Raw genomic sequence first — 13,746 nt, forward strand, 5'->3', positions numbered from 1 at the left:
GCGGCCCGCCGCAACTCCTCGATTTCGGGCCGTCTCCAGCCTGACGTCGGCTGCGACGTCCGAGCTGGACGTGTTCTTGAGGAGTTACGGCAGGCCGCGGGTCAACCAGCTCAGCGCTGCGCGAGGTGCGCGGGACGCTTGAGGAAGATCACGACGATCACGGCGACCCCGATGACGACGGCCGGCAGCACCATCGCCTGAGCCATCGCGGCCGAGAACCCCTCGGCGATCGCGGGAGGCATCGAGCCGCCGCCACCACCGAAGTCGCCGCCCGCGGCATCCCCCGCACCGGGGAGGTTCGCGGTGAGCCGCGACTGCATGTACGCCGCGATCGCCGCCGAGCCGATCACCGAGCCGACCGTTCGGGTCGTGTTGTAGATGCCCGAGCCCGCGCCGGCCTGGCGCGGCGGCAGGTTGCGGGTCGCCGTCGTGGCGAGGGGTCCCCACATGCCGGCGTTGGCGACGCCGATGATCGCAGCGGGGATGAGGAGCAGCAGCACCGGCGCCTCGGTGTTCATCAGCAGCGCGTAGCCGACCAGGCCGACCACCATCAGCGTCAGACCGGGGACGAGCAGCAGACGCGGGTCGACCCGATCGAGGATGCGGCCGGCCAGCGGCGCGAGCGCACCCGAGAGGATCGCCATCGGCACCAGCAGCAGCGCCGACTGCGTCGGCGTGAGGCCGCGCGCGAGCTGCGTGAAGAAAGCCATCGGCAGAGCCATGCTCGTCACGGTGAACCCGACGGCCGCGATCGCGATGTTGGAGATCGCGAAGTTGCGGTCGCGGAAGAGCTCGAGCGGCACGAGCGGCTCGCTCTTGGTGCGTCCCTGCGTCCAGACGAAGACCGCCATGACGACCACACCTGCGGCGATCATCGCCCAGATGCCGGCGGCCCAGTCATAGTGCTCGCCCTCCTGCAGGCCGAAGACGATGAGGAAGAGTCCGATCGCGCTCAGCACGACGCCCACGACATCGAAGCGGTGGGGGTGCGTCTCGAGCTGGGGCACGAGGCGCCACGCCAGCACGAACGCCACGACGCCGACGGGGATGTTGACGAAGAAGATCCACTCCCAGCCGAAACCGTCGACGAGCAGGCCGCCCGCGAGGGGGCCGACGAGGGTGGCGACACCGGCGGTGGCGCCCCACAGGCCCATGGCGGCGCCTCGGCGTTCGGCGGGGAAGGTGCGGGTGATGACCGCCATCGTCTGCGGAGTCATGAGGGCTGCACCGAGGCCCTGCACGGCGCGGGCGACGATGAGAACGGCGAGGGAGCCCGACAGCCCGCAAGCGAGGGAGGCGACCGTGAAGATCGCGAGCCCGATCAGGTAGATGTTCTTCGGCCCGAACCGGTCGCCGAGACGGCCCGTGACCAGCAGCGGCACGGCGTACGCGAGCAGGTACGACGACGTGACCCACACGACGTTGTCGAGGTTGCCCGTCGACGGGTCGAGCGCGGCCTTGATCGCAGGATTCGCGACCGAGACGATCGTCGTGTCGACGAGGATCATGAAGAATCCGATGACCATCGCCCACAGGGCGGGCCACGGGTTGACGGCGGATGGGGCGCCTCCGGGGGCGCGGACGGTGTCGGTCTTCTCGCTCATGCGCGTGCGGCTTCTCTCTGTGCCAGATAGCGGTCGGTCGGTGCGAGGTCGGTGACCCCCCACACGGTGTCGGGGCGACGGATGTACTCGACCGCTTCGTCGAGCCAGGCGACATCCGCCGACAGCAGAGCCGTCTCGCGATGCACCTCGATCCAGAACTGGGGGTAGGAGCCGCGTTCGATCGCGTGGTCGCGCGCCTGGCGGTGCGCGTCGAGGGATGCCGCCAGGGCGTCGCGTCGCTCGCTGAGGAGCGCCACCACTTCGGCGCGGTCGAGGTTGTGCGACTCGGCCAGCGCGACGCGGAAACGCTCGGGGCGGTCGATGGCGGGGAGCTCGCGCCGCACCCACGCGATCAGCATGTCGGCGCCGGCCCCCGTCAGCGTGTACGTCGTCCGCTCCGGACGGTTGCCGTCACGATCGGTGCCGACCTCGGCGATGAGTCCCTGCCGCTCGAGACGCGCGACCGTGTGATAGATCGTGCCGTGCGTCAGGGCGACGAGGCGGTCGGCCTTGCGCTCACGCAGCAGACGGACCATCTCGTAGGCGTGCATGTCGTCCTCGTGCAGCAGCGCGAGCAGCATCAGCCCCAGCGGGGTGAGTCGGTCGACGGCATCCGGCATGGCACCCCCCTCTCGATTAGTCCATGTGGACTATACGCCCCTTTTTCACGGGTGCTCGCAACCTGTTCCGCTCCGGGATAATGGCCGGGTGAGCGCCCTCGATCTGCCCGGCTGGAAGCACGTCTACTCCGGCAAGGTCCGCGACCTGTATCGCCCCGACGACGGAGCGCGCGATCGGATGCTGGTCGTCGCGAGCGACCGCGTGAGTGCGTTCGACCAGGTGCTCGAACCCGGCATCCCCGGCAAGGGCGAGCTGCTGACGCGCCTGAGCCTGTGGTGGTTCGCCCAGCTCGCCGGCCGTGACGGCGGCCGGCCGATCCCCAACCATCTGCTCGGGCTCCAGCCTCCGGCGGCCGTCGCCGCCCGCGCCATGATCGTTCGCGAACTCGACATGCAGCCGATCGAGTGCATCGTGCGCGGGTACCTGACCGGCACGGGCTGGGCCGAGTACTCCGAGAACGGCACGGTGTGCGGCATCCCGCTCCCCGACGGCCTCGAGAACGGCGACCGCCTGCCCGAGCCGATCTACACGCCGGCCTACAAGGCCCCGCTCGGCGAGCACGATGAGAACATCTCGTTCGAGCGCACCGTCGAGCTCGTCGGAGCCGAGACCGCCGCCGCGCTGCGCGACGCGTCGCTCGAGATCTATCGACGGGCCGCCGCCCTCGCCGAGAGCAAGGGGCTCATCCTCGCCGACACGAAGTTCGAGTTCGGGCTCGATGCCGACGGCGTGCTGACCCTCGCCGACGAGGTGCTCACGAGCGACTCGTCGCGCTACTGGGATGCCGAGGCCTGGCGCACCGGCACGACGCCCGCCGAGCGCATGGCGAGCTACGACAAGCAGATCGTGCGCGACTGGCTGGGCGCCAATTGGGACAAGACCGGCACTCCCCCGGCGCTGCCTGCCGAGATCGTCGAGCGCACCGCGGCGAAGTACCGCGAGCTGCTCGAGACGCTCGCCGGCTGACCCCGCGACGCGTCGGGACGACCGGTTGCCCGCGCGTTCCGCGGAGCGCCGACCGGGCATCCAGGGATCTCACAGGTAGGGTAGGGCCGCTCTCGCGCTCCATCCCGAATCCCTCATCCTTCCGAGGAGTCCCATGCCCATCTGGTCCCTCCACGGCGACGGTCGCACCGTCGCGCGCGGCGCCGTCGTCAAGCCCGGCGAGCGCCTGAACTGGCCCGGCACGATCGCCATCGGCGCGCAGCACGTCGTCGCGATGTTCGGTGCGACGTTCCTCGTGCCGATCATCACCGGCTTCCCCGTGTCGACGACCCTGCTCTTCTCCGGTCTCGGCACCCTCGTCTTCCTGCTGATCACGCGCAACAAGCTGCCCAGCTACCTGGGCTCGTCGTTCGCCTTCATCGCGCCCATCACGGCGCTCAACGGCGGGAACCGCCTCGAGACCGGCGAGCAGATCACGCAGGCGCTCCTCGGCGTCGTCGTCGCGGGCCTCCTGCTCGCGGCGGTCGGCTTCATCGTGCAGGCCTTCGGCACGGGCTGGATCGAAAAGCTCATGCCGCCCGTGGTCGCCGGCGCGATCGTCGCGCTGATCGGCTTCAACCTCGCGCCCGCGGCGTGGAACAACTTCCAGCTTCAGCCAGAGATCGCCACGGTCACCCTGTGCGCCGTCATCCTGTTCAGCGTGCTGTTCCGCGGTTTCCTCGGCCGGATCTCGATCTTCCTCGGCGTGATCGTCGGCTACATCGTGGCCGCCGTCACCGGTCAGGTGAAGTTCGAGGCCGTCGAGGCCGCCGACTGGTTCGGCCTTCCCGACTTCCACCTCGTGGCCATCGGGGATGCCGCGGCCTGGTCGATCGTGCCGATGTTCCTGCCGGTCGTGCTCGTCCTGATCGCCGAGAACGTCGGCCACGTGCGCGGTGTCGCCACCATGACCGACGACCCGTCGATCAACAAGCACACCGGCCGCGCGCTCATCGCCGACGGCGTCGCGACGACCCTCGCCGGCGGCTTCGGCGGCTCGGGCACCACGACCTACGGCGAGAACATCGGCGTCATGGCCGCGACCCGCGTCTACTCCACGGCCGCGTACTGGGTGGCGGGCATCGTCGCGATCCTGCTCGCGTTCTCGCCCAAGGTCGGGGCCGTGTTCAACACGATCCCGGCGGGAGTGCTCGGCGGCGTCACCACCGCCCTCTACGGCCTCATCGGCGTGATCGGCATCAAGATCTGGGTCGACAACCGCGTCGACTTCTCCCGCCCCGTCAACCAATACACCGTCGCGGTGTCGTTCGTCATCGCGATCGCCGGCTTCGCGATGAACCTCGGCTCGCTGCAGTTCGGCGCGATCGTGCTCGGCACCATCGCCGCCCTCGTCATCTACCACGCGGGCAACGCGATCGCGCGCTGGCGCAAGACCGGCGCCGACGACGGTGGCCCCCTCCCCGCGGTGGGCCCCCTGGGCGGCGACCCCCAGTAATCCGTAACGCCGAGTGCACGGCATCCCGTCGACTGTCCGACTTTCAGACGCGAGGATGCCGTGCACTCGGCGTTGTGTCGTGCATTCGCGGCCACGCGGCGGGGGGAATGACATTGGGGGGGGCGGGGGTTGTGTATGCGTATGAATGAGAAGCTCGCAGATGCCACGACGATGGGCGCCGTCACCCTGCTGGTCGGCAACCTCGACGGCATGACGCGCTACTACCGTGACGTCGTGACCCTGCAGGTCCTCGCCGCCGACGGCGACACCGTCACGCTCGGGCGCGCCCGCCGGCCGGTCGTGATCCTGCGCCACGAGCCCGCGCTCCGCCACGCGGCCGCCGGATCGGCGGGCCTCTTCCACACCGCCATCCTCTTCGAGACGCAGTCGGCCCTCGCCGCGGCGCTCTACAGCGTCGCCCGACACGCCCCGACGACCTTCACCGGCAGCGCCGACCACCTCGTCAGCCAGGCGTTCTACTTCACCGACCCCGAGGGCAACGGCATCGAGCTCTACTGGGACCGCGATCGCAGCACCTGGTCGTGGACCCATGGGCAGGTCGAGATGGACACGCTCTACCTCGACCCCAACGCCTTCCTGCGCGAGCACCTCGACCCCGCGGCGCTCGACGGCGCGGGCAGCGCCGGCTCCGCACCGTCCGATCCTGCCCGCGTCGGGCACGTGCACCTCTCCGTCGGCGACGTGGCGACGGCCCGGGCGTTCTACATCGGCGCCCTCGGCTTCGACACGACTGCGGCGCTCGGCGATCAGGCCCTCTTCGTCAGCGCCGGCGGCTACCACCACCACATGGCGATGAATGTCTGGAACTCTCGGGGCGCAGCGCCCCGCATGCCGGCGCTCGGCCTCGGCCGCGTCGATCTCGCCCTGCCGACGCCCGACGACCTCGGCGCTCTCGCCGAACGCCTCCGCCACCACGGCGTCGCCGTTCGCGACGACGGCCGCACGGTCGCGTTCGACGACCCGTGGAACAACACGCTCCACGCCGCCGTAGCCTGAGCGCAGCGCGCGTCAGGCCGAGCCGCGGACGATGAGCTCCGTGTCGAGGATCGTCACTTCGGGCGGCGACATCCCCGCGAGCCGGGCGAGCAGGACATCGGCCATGCACTCGCCCTGCGTGAACGAGGGCTGCCGCATCGTCGTCAGCTGCGGCTCGGTGGTCAGCGCTACCGGCGAATCGTCGAAGCCCATGACAGCGACCTCGTCGGGGATGCGGATGCCCTCGGCCGCGAGCACCTGCATGGCGCCGCGCGCCATGAGATCGCTCGCGACGAAGAGCCCGTCCAGCGGCTCGCCCGCCGCGAGGATGGCACGCATCGCCGCGGCGCCGGACTCGGTCGTGAAGTCGCCCTGCACGACGGGAGCGGGCGTGAGGCCCGACTCGGCAAGGGCGACACGGTACCCCTCGGCGCGGTCGACGCCAGCGGGCATCGACGGCGGACCGGTGATGGCGCCGATGTGACGGCAGCCCCGCCCGATGAGGTAGGCGGTGGCGTCGCGTGCGCCGGCGACGTTGTCGACGTCGATGTAGTAGTCGCCCCCACGGGACCGCACCGGGCGGCCGCCGTAGACGACGGGGACCGCGGCGGCGATGCGTTCGATGAAGGTGTCGCTCGTGTGGTGAGACACGATGATCGCACCGTCGACGGCGCCGCTGCGCACGTACTGGGCGGTCTTGTCGCCGGGGTCGGCGCTGGCCATGATCAGGTTCAGCACATAGTCGCTGCGGCTGATGCGCGAGTTGATGCCCGACACGACCGAAGCGAAGAAGGGGTCGCCGAACACCCGGTTGGTGTCTTCGGGCACGACGAGCGCGATCGCCAGCGTCGATCGGCTGGCGAGCGAACGCGCCGCACGGTTGGGGACGTAATTGAGCTCGGCTATCGCGCGTCGCACCGACTCGAGAGCGGCGGGGCTGACGGCGGTCGAGCCGTTGACGACGCGCGAGACGGTGGAGCGCGACACACCGGCGACGGCCGCGACCTCTTCGATGGTCGCGGCCGTCCGGGTCTGATCGGAGATCACAGGTGGGCTACCTCGGGACGGCGGTCCGGGCGGCGTCCGCCGCAGCGGGAACGTCGATCGCACGATCTGCGATGACCCGACGATACTCCTTCGCGCTGTCCTTCAACGTCCGCTCCTGAGTGTGGTAATCCACGTGCACGATGCCGAAACGCTTCTCGTACCCCCAGGCCCATTCGAAGTTGTCGAGCAGCGACCAGTAGAAGTAGCCGCGGACGTCGACACCGGCATCCTGCGCGTCGAGGATCGCGCCCAGGTGCACCCGCAGGAACTCGGCGCGCTCGGTGTCGGGCACCGTCTTCTCGCCGTCGACCTCGACGAGCTCGTCGTCGTACGCGGCGCCGTTCTCGGTGACGTAGAGGATCGTGCCCACGGGCTGCGCGTACTCGGTCCACACGCGCTCGAGCAGCTGCGTCAGCCCCGCGGGCTGCACCTCCCAGTGCATCGACGTGCGGGGCAGGCCCCGCTCGTGCCAGTAGATGTCGTGACCGGCGGGCCACGGCGAGCCGGTCTCGCGATCGGTCGGCGCGTCGCCCGGGGCCGGCGGGTTCGGGTCGGGACGACCGCCCACGAACTCGCCGTGGTAGTAGTTCACCCCGAGAGCATCGAGGGGCTGCGCGATGATCGCCGCGTCGCCCGGGCGCACGGCGTCGCGCCAGCGCTCGACCGCCGCGGCATCCACTCTCTCGATGTCGGCGACGATGTCGCCGGGGTACGCGGCCCGGAAGATCGGGTCGAGGAACCAGCGGTTGAACTGTCCGTCGATCCGTCGCGCCGCGTCGACGTCGGCGGCGTCGGTCGGGTCGGCGGGCTCGGCGACCGTCAGGTTCAGCGTGATGCCGAGCGACAGCGACGCGTCGCGCTCCCGCAGCGCGGCGACGGTCTGGCCGTGGCCGAGCAGCAGGTGGTGGGCGGCGAGCATGCCGTCGCCGATGTCGAACCGCCCCGGCGCGTGGATGCCGGCGGTGTAGCTGAGGAACGACGAGCACCACGGCTCGTTGAGCGTCGTCCAGTGGTGGACGCGGTCGCCGAGGGCGTCGTGCATGTCGAGGGCGTACTCGGTGAAGCGATCGGCCGTCTCGCGAAGGGTCCAGCCACCCCGCTCCTCGATGGCCTGCGGCAGATCCCAGTGGTAGAGCGTCAGCCACGGGATGATGCCGGCGCCGAGCAGCTCGTCGACGAGACGCTCGTAGAAGTCGACGCCCTGCGGGTTGAGCGGTCCGCCGTCGGGACGCACGCGCGACCACGACGTCGAGAACCGGTAGGTGTCGAGACCGAGTTCCTTCATGAGCGCGACGTCGTCGCGATAGCGGTGGTAGTGGTCGCACGCGACGTCACCGTTGTCGGCGTTGATCACGGCACCGGGCACACGGGCGAACGCATCCCAGATCGACGCGGTGCGTCCGTCTTCGAAGGCCGCGCCCTCGATCTGGTACGCCGCGGTGGCCGCTCCGAAGAGGAAGCCGGTGGGAAAGCTGCGCGAAGCGTTCATGTTCTCCTGCTGAATGCGGTCGAGGTTCAGGGTCATCCCTTCACCGCCCCGGCCATGATGCCACTGACGAGCTGCTTGCCCGCGAAGATGAACAGCAGCAGCAGCGGGATGGTCGCGAGGATGACGCCGGCGAGCACGATGGAGTAGTCGACGAAGTAGTTCGACTGCAGCAGCGACAGCGCCACGGGGAGCGTCGGGTTCTGCCGGTCGAGCACGATGAACGGCCAGAAGAAGTTGTTCCAGGCTCCGACGAAGGTGAAGAGGAACAGCATCGCCGCCGCGGGACGCGCCGCGGTCATGCCGACCGTCCAGAACGTGCGGATCATCGAGGCGCCGTCGACGCGCGCGGCCTCGATCAGCTCGTCGGGCACCGCCTGACGCAGGTACTGCGTCATCCAGAACACCCCGAACGCGCTCGTGAGCGCCGGGATGATGATGGCACCGATCTGCCCCGTCCACCCGAGCTCGGAGAACAGGATGTACAGCGGCACGACGCCGAGCTGCTGCGGCACGGCCATGGTCGCCACGACGAAGATCAGCAGCCCGGGCCCGCCGTGGAAGCGCAGCTTCGCGAAGGCCCAGCCCGCGAGCGTCGAGGTGATCACGACGGCGGCGGCGATGAGGAACGAGCTGTAGATGGAGTTCCACAGCGCCGGCCAGAAGTTGACGGCCGGGTTGGAGATGACCGAGAGGGCGTTCTCGATGAAGTTGCCTCCGGGGATCCATGGGAAATCGCCGCGCAGTGTGGAGGAGTCACCCGAGCCGATCACGAACGACCAGTACAGGGGGAACACCGCCGAGAGGAAGACCGCGCCGAGGATGCCGTAGGTCCAGAATCCGGGGCGGCTGCCACGGATGCGGCGGGCGCGCGCACCGCGACGCTGCTTGTCCGCGGTCGGGATGCCCTCTTCCACCGTGGCGAGGGGGACGGGAGTGCCGATGGTGCTCATGCCTGGTTCTCCTTCAGCGCGCGCTGCGCCTGCTTGGCCTGCTTCTTCTGCTCCCGTTTGCTGAGCTCCCGGCGCAGCCCCTCGTCTCGGACGAGGGTGCGGGTCACCACGAGGTTCACCAGACCGATCAGCACGATGATGATGAACAGGATCCACGCCATCGCCGCGGCGCGGCCGAAGTTCCACTGGCCCCAGCCGACGTCGTAGAGGTAGAGCGTGATGGTCAGCCACTGCTGAGCGGATCCACCGCGGCCGAACTGGTCGAACACGCGCGGCTCGTCGAAGATCTGCAGGCCGCCGATCGTGGCCGTGATGATGACGAAGATGAGGGTCGGCTTCAGCGACGGCAGCGTGATCGAGAAGAACTGCCGTACGGGACCGGCGCCATCGACGGTGGCGGCCTCGTAGAAGTCGCGGTTCACGGCCTGCATGGCCGCGAGCAGGATGAGGGTGTTGTAGCCCATCCAGCGGTAGTTCACCATCGTCGCGATCGCGACGTGGCTCCAGAACGGCTCGACGTGCCAGGGGATGGCTCCGATGCCGATCGCCTGCAGGATGCCGTTGATGAAGCCCGACTGGTCGGCGAACATCGCGTTGAAGATGAGGCCGACGGCGATGGGCGCGACGACGTAGGGAACGAGAACCGCCATGCGCCAGAAGGTCTTGGCGCGGATGTTCCGGTCGAGCACGGCGGCGATGAAGATCGCGAGCACGAGCTGCGGAACGCTCGAGAGCAGGAAGATGCTGAAGGTGTTGCGCAGCGCCGTCCAGAAGTGAGGCTGCGACAGGATCCAGATGTACTGGTCGAATCCGATGAACTCACCCTCGCCGCGGATGAGGTCCCAGTCCATGAACGAGATCACCGCGGTGTACGCGATGGGGAAGAGCCCCACGATCGCGAACATGATGAAGAAGGGCGAGATGTAGAGGTAGGGCGAGAAGCGGATGTCCCACTTGCTGAGCTTCTGCGAGAAAGAGATGACTCGCGGAGGACGACCGCCGTCGTCGTTTCGGGGGGAGCGCGTCGCCGGGCGCTGCTGAGTCGTGGTCACGATCGTCCTTCGGGTGCGAGAGGGGGAGCGCCGGGGCGCACCTGTGGTGGGGTGCGCCCCGACAGGGCGGGTCAGAAGCTTCCGACCTCGGTCTCCCAGGTCTTCCAGGAGGTCTCCTTGTCCTCGATGCCGTCGAAGACGCGCGTGATCGCGTTGCCGAGGGCGTCGTGGAACTGGAAGTACTTCGGACCCTTGAAGGTCGTGACGGTGATCGCGTTGGCGCGGTCGATGCCGATCTGACCCGAAGGAGCGTTGTTGAAGTATTCGTTGACGAACCCGGTCAGGTCGGGGCTCGACTGCGCCTCGGGCTGGCTCGGGAAGGTGCCGGCGTTGTTGAAGGCCTTGATCTGCGTCTCAGGCGACGTCAGCCAGTCGGCGAGCTTCTGCGCGTTGGTGAGGTTCTTGCCGTTCGCGGGGACCACGAGGTACGAACCACCCCAGTTGCCGCCGCCCTCGGGGAACGCGTTGGCGATGTCCCAGCCGGCGATGTCGGGTGCTTCGCCCTCGATGATGCCGTGCATCCACGGCGGGCACAGCATCGCGGCGAACTTACCGCTCGCCATCGAGGCGTACCAGTCGTCGGACCACTGGCCGGCGTAGGCCGAGATCGGGATCGCCTTGTCGACGACGGTGTCGTAGGCCTCGCGGATGTCGGGGTTCTCGGTCGCGATGACCGTGCCGTCCGGCTCCTCGTAAGCGACCTCGAGCTGGTTCACGACGCCCTGGAGGACGGAGTTCGCCGAGTCGATGAAGGGCTCACCCGTCTTGGCGACGTAGTCGCTGCCGACCTGGAAGAACGCGTCCCACGTCGGGAAGAGCTGAGCGACCTCTTCACGGTCGGTGGGCAGTCCGGCGGCCTCGAAGAGGTCGGCACGGTAGCAGATGGCCTGGGGTCCGACGTCGGTGCCGTACGCGACGAGGTTGCCCTCGGCGTCGGTCGCAGCCTTCTCCTTCCAGTCGAGCCAGCGGCCCGCGAGCTCGTCGGGCACCGGCGCGACGAGGTCGGAGTACTGCATCATCTCGGGGAACCAGTCGACCTCGACGCCCTCGACGTCGGCGAGTCCGGTCTTGCCGAGCTTCTGGAAGAAGTTGGTGCGGGCGTCGTTCGAGGTCGCCGCCTTGGTGTGGACGACCTTGATGCCGGTCTCCTCGGTGAACTCCGCGAGCAGTTCGTCGGTGTAGCCGAAGTCGTTGAACGTCGCGAGGGTGACGGTGTCGGAGTCGCCACCGGATGCGGCCTGGTCACCTCCGCCCGAACATCCGGCGAGGACGATGGCCGAGGTGGTTGCGACGCCGGCCACGAGGCCGATCCGCCGCAGTGCGCGTGAATTCACGTGTCACTCCTTCGTGATTGCGGGTATCTGGTGCGCGGTGCTGCGCACCCGACTGTGGGAGCGCTCTCACCGATTGACCATGACCATACGGGAGCGCTCCCAGGATCACAAGGGAGCGCTCCCAAAGACGATGGTCACGATCCGGTCACGAGGCCGGCCAGATGCGGCAACGGGGCGCGGCATCCCACCCGTAGACTGGTCGCGCACCCATCCCGCGACCTCCGGAGCGAGCAATGCCCACCATCGTCGTCGACGTCATGCCCAAGGCCGAGCTGCTGGATCCGCAGGGCAAGGCGGTATCGGGCGCCCTGACCCGCCTCGGCGTGGCCGGCTTCACCGACGTCCGCATCGGCAAGCGCTTCGAGCTCACGGTCGACCGCGCCGACGAGGCGACTCTCGAGACCGCTCGCCGCATCGCCGACGAGATCCTGTCGAACTCGGTCATCGAGGACGTCGTGAACATCGAGGTCGTGGAGTGACCGCGCGCATCGGGGTCATCACCTTCCCGGGCTCGCTCGACGACCGCGACGCGCAGCGCGCCGTCCGTCTCGCCGGCGCCGAGCCCGTCGCGCTCTGGCACGGCTCGCACGACCTCGACGGCGTCGACGCACTCGTGCTGCCCGGCGGCTTCAGCTACGGCGACTACCTCCGCGCCGGTGCGATCGCCGCGCTCGCGCCGATCATGGCCGAGGTGAAGGATGCCGCAGACAAGGGCATGCCCATCCTCGGCATCTGCAATGGCTTCCAGATGCTCGTCGAGGCGCACCTGCTGCCCGGCGGGCTCATCCGCAACGCCCACCAGCAGTTCATCCGCCGCGACCAGCGGCTCGTCGTCGAGAACGCCGACACCGCCTGGACGAGCGGATTCGACGCGGGCCAAGAGATCGTCATCCCGCTGAAGAACGCCGACGGCGGCTTCACCTGCTCGGCCGAGACGCTGAAGCGCATCGAGGGCGACGGCCTCGTCGCGTTCCGCTACCGCGGCGTGAACCCCAACGGCTCGCTCGACGACATCGCCGGGCTCACGAACGAGCGCGGCAACGTCGTCGGACTCATGCCCCACCCCGAGCACGCGGTCGAGCCGGGCTTCGGCCCGAACACCACCGACGCGATGCGCTCGGGCACCGACGGACTCACCTTCTTCACGTCGGCCGTCGCCGCCGTCCTCGCCCGCGTCTGACGCGGGCGCGGGCCGAGACGTCTTCCCGGGTCGGTAGCGTGGGGGCATGAGCGAATCCCCCCGCAGCGTCGTCGTCAGCGTTCCCACCGATGAGCTGGCAGCCGACATCGGGGCCGTTCCCGACGGTGTCGAGCTGGTCGTCTGGGACCTCCGCTCCCCCGCGCCCCGCGACGCGTTCGACATGGTGGTCCCGCCCTATATGTCGGGCAAGCGACTGCTCAGCGCACTCGGCGGCGTGAAGGTCGGGCTTCTCCAGAGCCAGTCCATCGGCTACGAGGGCATGGGCGCGTACCTGCCCGAGGGCACGACGCTCGCGAACGCGTCGAGCGTTCACGAGACCGCGACGGCCGAGATCGCCGTCGGCCTCGCCATCGCCGCGCAGCGCGACCTCGCCGACTACGTCCGCAATCAGGAGGCCGCGCGTTGGGCGCCGCAGTTCAGCCGGAGCGTCGCCGACCGCACGGTGCTGGTGCTCGGCTACGGCGGTGTCGGCAAGGCCGTGGCATCCCGCCTGCTGCCCTTCGAGACGACGATCGTGCCGGTCGCGTCCCGCGCGCGCGACGAGGACGGGGTGCACATCCACGGCATCGACGAGCTCGACGAGCTGCTGCCGAGCACCGACATCCTGATGATCACACTCCCCGGCGGCGAGCCGACGAAGGGCCTGATCGGCGCGCGCGAGCTCGCGCTCCTCCCCGACGGCGCGCTCGTCGTCAACGTCGGTCGCGGCACCGTCCTCGATACGGACGCGCTGGTGGCCGAGTTGCAGTCCGAGCGGCTGCGCGCCGCCCTCGACGTCGTCGATCCCGAGCCGCTGCCCGAGGATCACCCGCTGTGGCACGCCCCCGGCGCCCTCGTCGTGCCCCATGTGGGCGGCGCCGCCGACGCCATGCGCCCGCGCATCGCGAAGCTGGTCCGCACGCAGATCGAGCGCCTCGCCGCCGGCGAGGAGCCGATCAACATCGTCGAGGGTTAAGCCGCCGCTGCCGGGCCCGTGCCGGGCCCGTGCCGGTCTCGGGCACGGCTCGGCCCG

At 69.4% G+C, this 13,746-nt stretch carries 13 protein-coding genes; 6 read left to right on the forward strand and 7 right to left on the reverse strand.

Annotation, left to right across the window (positions count from 1 at the left end; all coding sequences use genetic code 11):
- Nucleotides 1–110 precede the first annotated feature (110 nt).
- Nucleotides 111–1,604, reverse strand: a complete 1,494-nt coding sequence (locus ACU6RU_RS12165; protein ID WP_289330632.1) for a DHA2 family efflux MFS transporter permease subunit — start codon at nucleotides 1,602–1,604, stop codon at nucleotides 111–113.
- The gene (locus tag ACU6RU_RS12170) at nucleotides 1,601–2,224 is read right to left on the reverse strand and encodes a PadR family transcriptional regulator (RefSeq protein ID WP_120263798.1); all 624 of its coding nucleotides are present in this window, start codon (nucleotides 2,222–2,224) and stop codon (nucleotides 1,601–1,603) included. The genes ACU6RU_RS12165 and ACU6RU_RS12170 overlap by 4 nt, the downstream gene beginning before the upstream one ends.
- An 88-nt stretch (nucleotides 2,225–2,312) precedes the next feature.
- On the opposite strand from ACU6RU_RS12170, the gene ACU6RU_RS12175 reads away from it, so the two are divergent.
- From ACU6RU_RS12175 to ACU6RU_RS12185, 3 genes are all read left to right on the forward strand, one after another.
- Entirely contained in the window at nucleotides 2,313–3,191 is an 879-nt protein-coding gene (locus tag ACU6RU_RS12175) for a phosphoribosylaminoimidazolesuccinocarboxamide synthase (protein WP_446726654.1), read from the forward strand.
- Nucleotides 3,192–3,324: 133 nt separating this feature from the next.
- Entirely contained in the window at nucleotides 3,325–4,665 is a 1,341-nt protein-coding gene (locus ACU6RU_RS12180) for a uracil-xanthine permease family protein (protein ID WP_446726655.1), read from the forward strand.
- Between the two features lie 141 nt (nucleotides 4,666–4,806).
- Nucleotides 4,807–5,682, forward strand: a complete 876-nt coding sequence (locus ACU6RU_RS12185) for a VOC family protein (RefSeq protein WP_446726656.1) — start codon at nucleotides 4,807–4,809, stop codon at nucleotides 5,680–5,682.
- 12 nt (nucleotides 5,683–5,694) lie between these two features.
- On the opposite strand, the gene ACU6RU_RS12190 is transcribed toward ACU6RU_RS12185, so the two are convergent.
- The 5 genes from ACU6RU_RS12190 to ACU6RU_RS12210 form a co-directional block, all read right to left on the reverse strand.
- Entirely contained in the window at nucleotides 5,695–6,708 is a 1,014-nt protein-coding gene (locus ACU6RU_RS12190) for a LacI family DNA-binding transcriptional regulator (RefSeq protein WP_120263802.1), read from the reverse strand.
- A 7-nt stretch (nucleotides 6,709–6,715) separates the two neighbouring features.
- Nucleotides 6,716–8,233 carry a GH1 family beta-glucosidase gene (locus tag ACU6RU_RS12195; RefSeq protein ID WP_259455285.1) on the reverse strand — a complete coding sequence of 506 codons (1,518 nt, stop codon included), beginning with the start codon at nucleotides 8,231–8,233 and terminating at the stop codon, nucleotides 6,716–6,718.
- The gene (locus ACU6RU_RS12200) at nucleotides 8,230–9,147 is read right to left on the reverse strand and encodes a carbohydrate ABC transporter permease (protein WP_120263803.1); all 918 of its coding nucleotides are present in this window, start codon (nucleotides 9,145–9,147) and stop codon (nucleotides 8,230–8,232) included. The genes ACU6RU_RS12195 and ACU6RU_RS12200 overlap by 4 nt, the downstream gene beginning before the upstream one ends.
- Nucleotides 9,144–10,199, reverse strand: a complete 1,056-nt coding sequence (locus ACU6RU_RS12205) for a carbohydrate ABC transporter permease (protein ID WP_396652157.1) — start codon at nucleotides 10,197–10,199, stop codon at nucleotides 9,144–9,146. Before ACU6RU_RS12205 ends, ACU6RU_RS12200 begins: the two co-directional genes overlap by 4 nt.
- A 71-nt stretch (nucleotides 10,200–10,270) precedes the next feature.
- Nucleotides 10,271–11,533 carry an ABC transporter substrate-binding protein gene (locus ACU6RU_RS12210; RefSeq protein ID WP_120263804.1) on the reverse strand — a complete coding sequence of 421 codons (1,263 nt, stop codon included), beginning with the start codon at nucleotides 11,531–11,533 and terminating at the stop codon, nucleotides 10,271–10,273.
- 233 nt (nucleotides 11,534–11,766) lie between these two features.
- Between ACU6RU_RS12210 and purS the strand changes: the two genes are divergently transcribed.
- From purS to ACU6RU_RS12225, 3 genes are read left to right on the forward strand one after another with little or no spacing between them, the layout of a single operon-like run.
- Nucleotides 11,767–12,012 (forward strand): phosphoribosylformylglycinamidine synthase subunit PurS, encoded by a 246-nt coding sequence (gene purS, locus ACU6RU_RS12215; protein ID WP_446726657.1) that lies wholly within the window; start codon nucleotides 11,767–11,769, stop codon nucleotides 12,010–12,012.
- Nucleotides 12,009–12,713: a phosphoribosylformylglycinamidine synthase subunit PurQ gene (gene purQ, locus ACU6RU_RS12220; protein WP_446726658.1), complete on the forward strand. Its 705-nt coding sequence runs from the start codon at nucleotides 12,009–12,011 to the stop codon at nucleotides 12,711–12,713. Before purS ends, purQ begins: the two co-directional genes overlap by 4 nt.
- A gap of 46 nt (nucleotides 12,714–12,759) precedes the next feature.
- The gene (locus ACU6RU_RS12225; protein ID WP_446726659.1) at nucleotides 12,760–13,689 is read left to right on the forward strand and encodes a 2-hydroxyacid dehydrogenase; all 930 of its coding nucleotides are present in this window, start codon (nucleotides 12,760–12,762) and stop codon (nucleotides 13,687–13,689) included.
- Nucleotides 13,690–13,746: the final 57 nt, after the last annotated feature.

This window comes from Microbacterium sp. F1-18, from assembly GCF_052921305.1.

Bases quoted from the DNA above. Each gene is read 5' to 3' on its own strand.
- ACU6RU_RS12165 (WP_289330632.1), bottom strand. From the start codon at position 1,604: ATGAGCGAGAAGACCGACACCGTCCGCGCCCCCGGAGGCGCCCCATCC.
- ACU6RU_RS12170 (WP_120263798.1), bottom strand. From the start codon at position 2,224: ATGCCGGATGCCGTCGACCGACTCACCCCGCTGGGGCTGATGCTGCTC.
- ACU6RU_RS12195 (WP_259455285.1), bottom strand. From the start codon at position 8,233: ATGACCCTGAACCTCGACCGCATTCAGCAGGAGAACATGAACGCTTCG.
- ACU6RU_RS12225 (WP_446726659.1), top strand. From the start codon at position 12,760: ATGAGCGAATCCCCCCGCAGCGTCGTCGTCAGCGTTCCCACCGATGAG.
- ACU6RU_RS12200 (WP_120263803.1), bottom strand. From the start codon at position 9,147: ATGAGCACCATCGGCACTCCCGTCCCCCTCGCCACGGTGGAAGAGGGC.
- ACU6RU_RS12185 (WP_446726656.1), top strand. From the start codon at position 4,807: ATGAATGAGAAGCTCGCAGATGCCACGACGATGGGCGCCGTCACCCTG.
- purS (WP_446726657.1), top strand. From the start codon at position 11,767: ATGCCCACCATCGTCGTCGACGTCATGCCCAAGGCCGAGCTGCTGGAT.
- ACU6RU_RS12180 (WP_446726655.1), top strand. From the start codon at position 3,325: ATGCCCATCTGGTCCCTCCACGGCGACGGTCGCACCGTCGCGCGCGGC.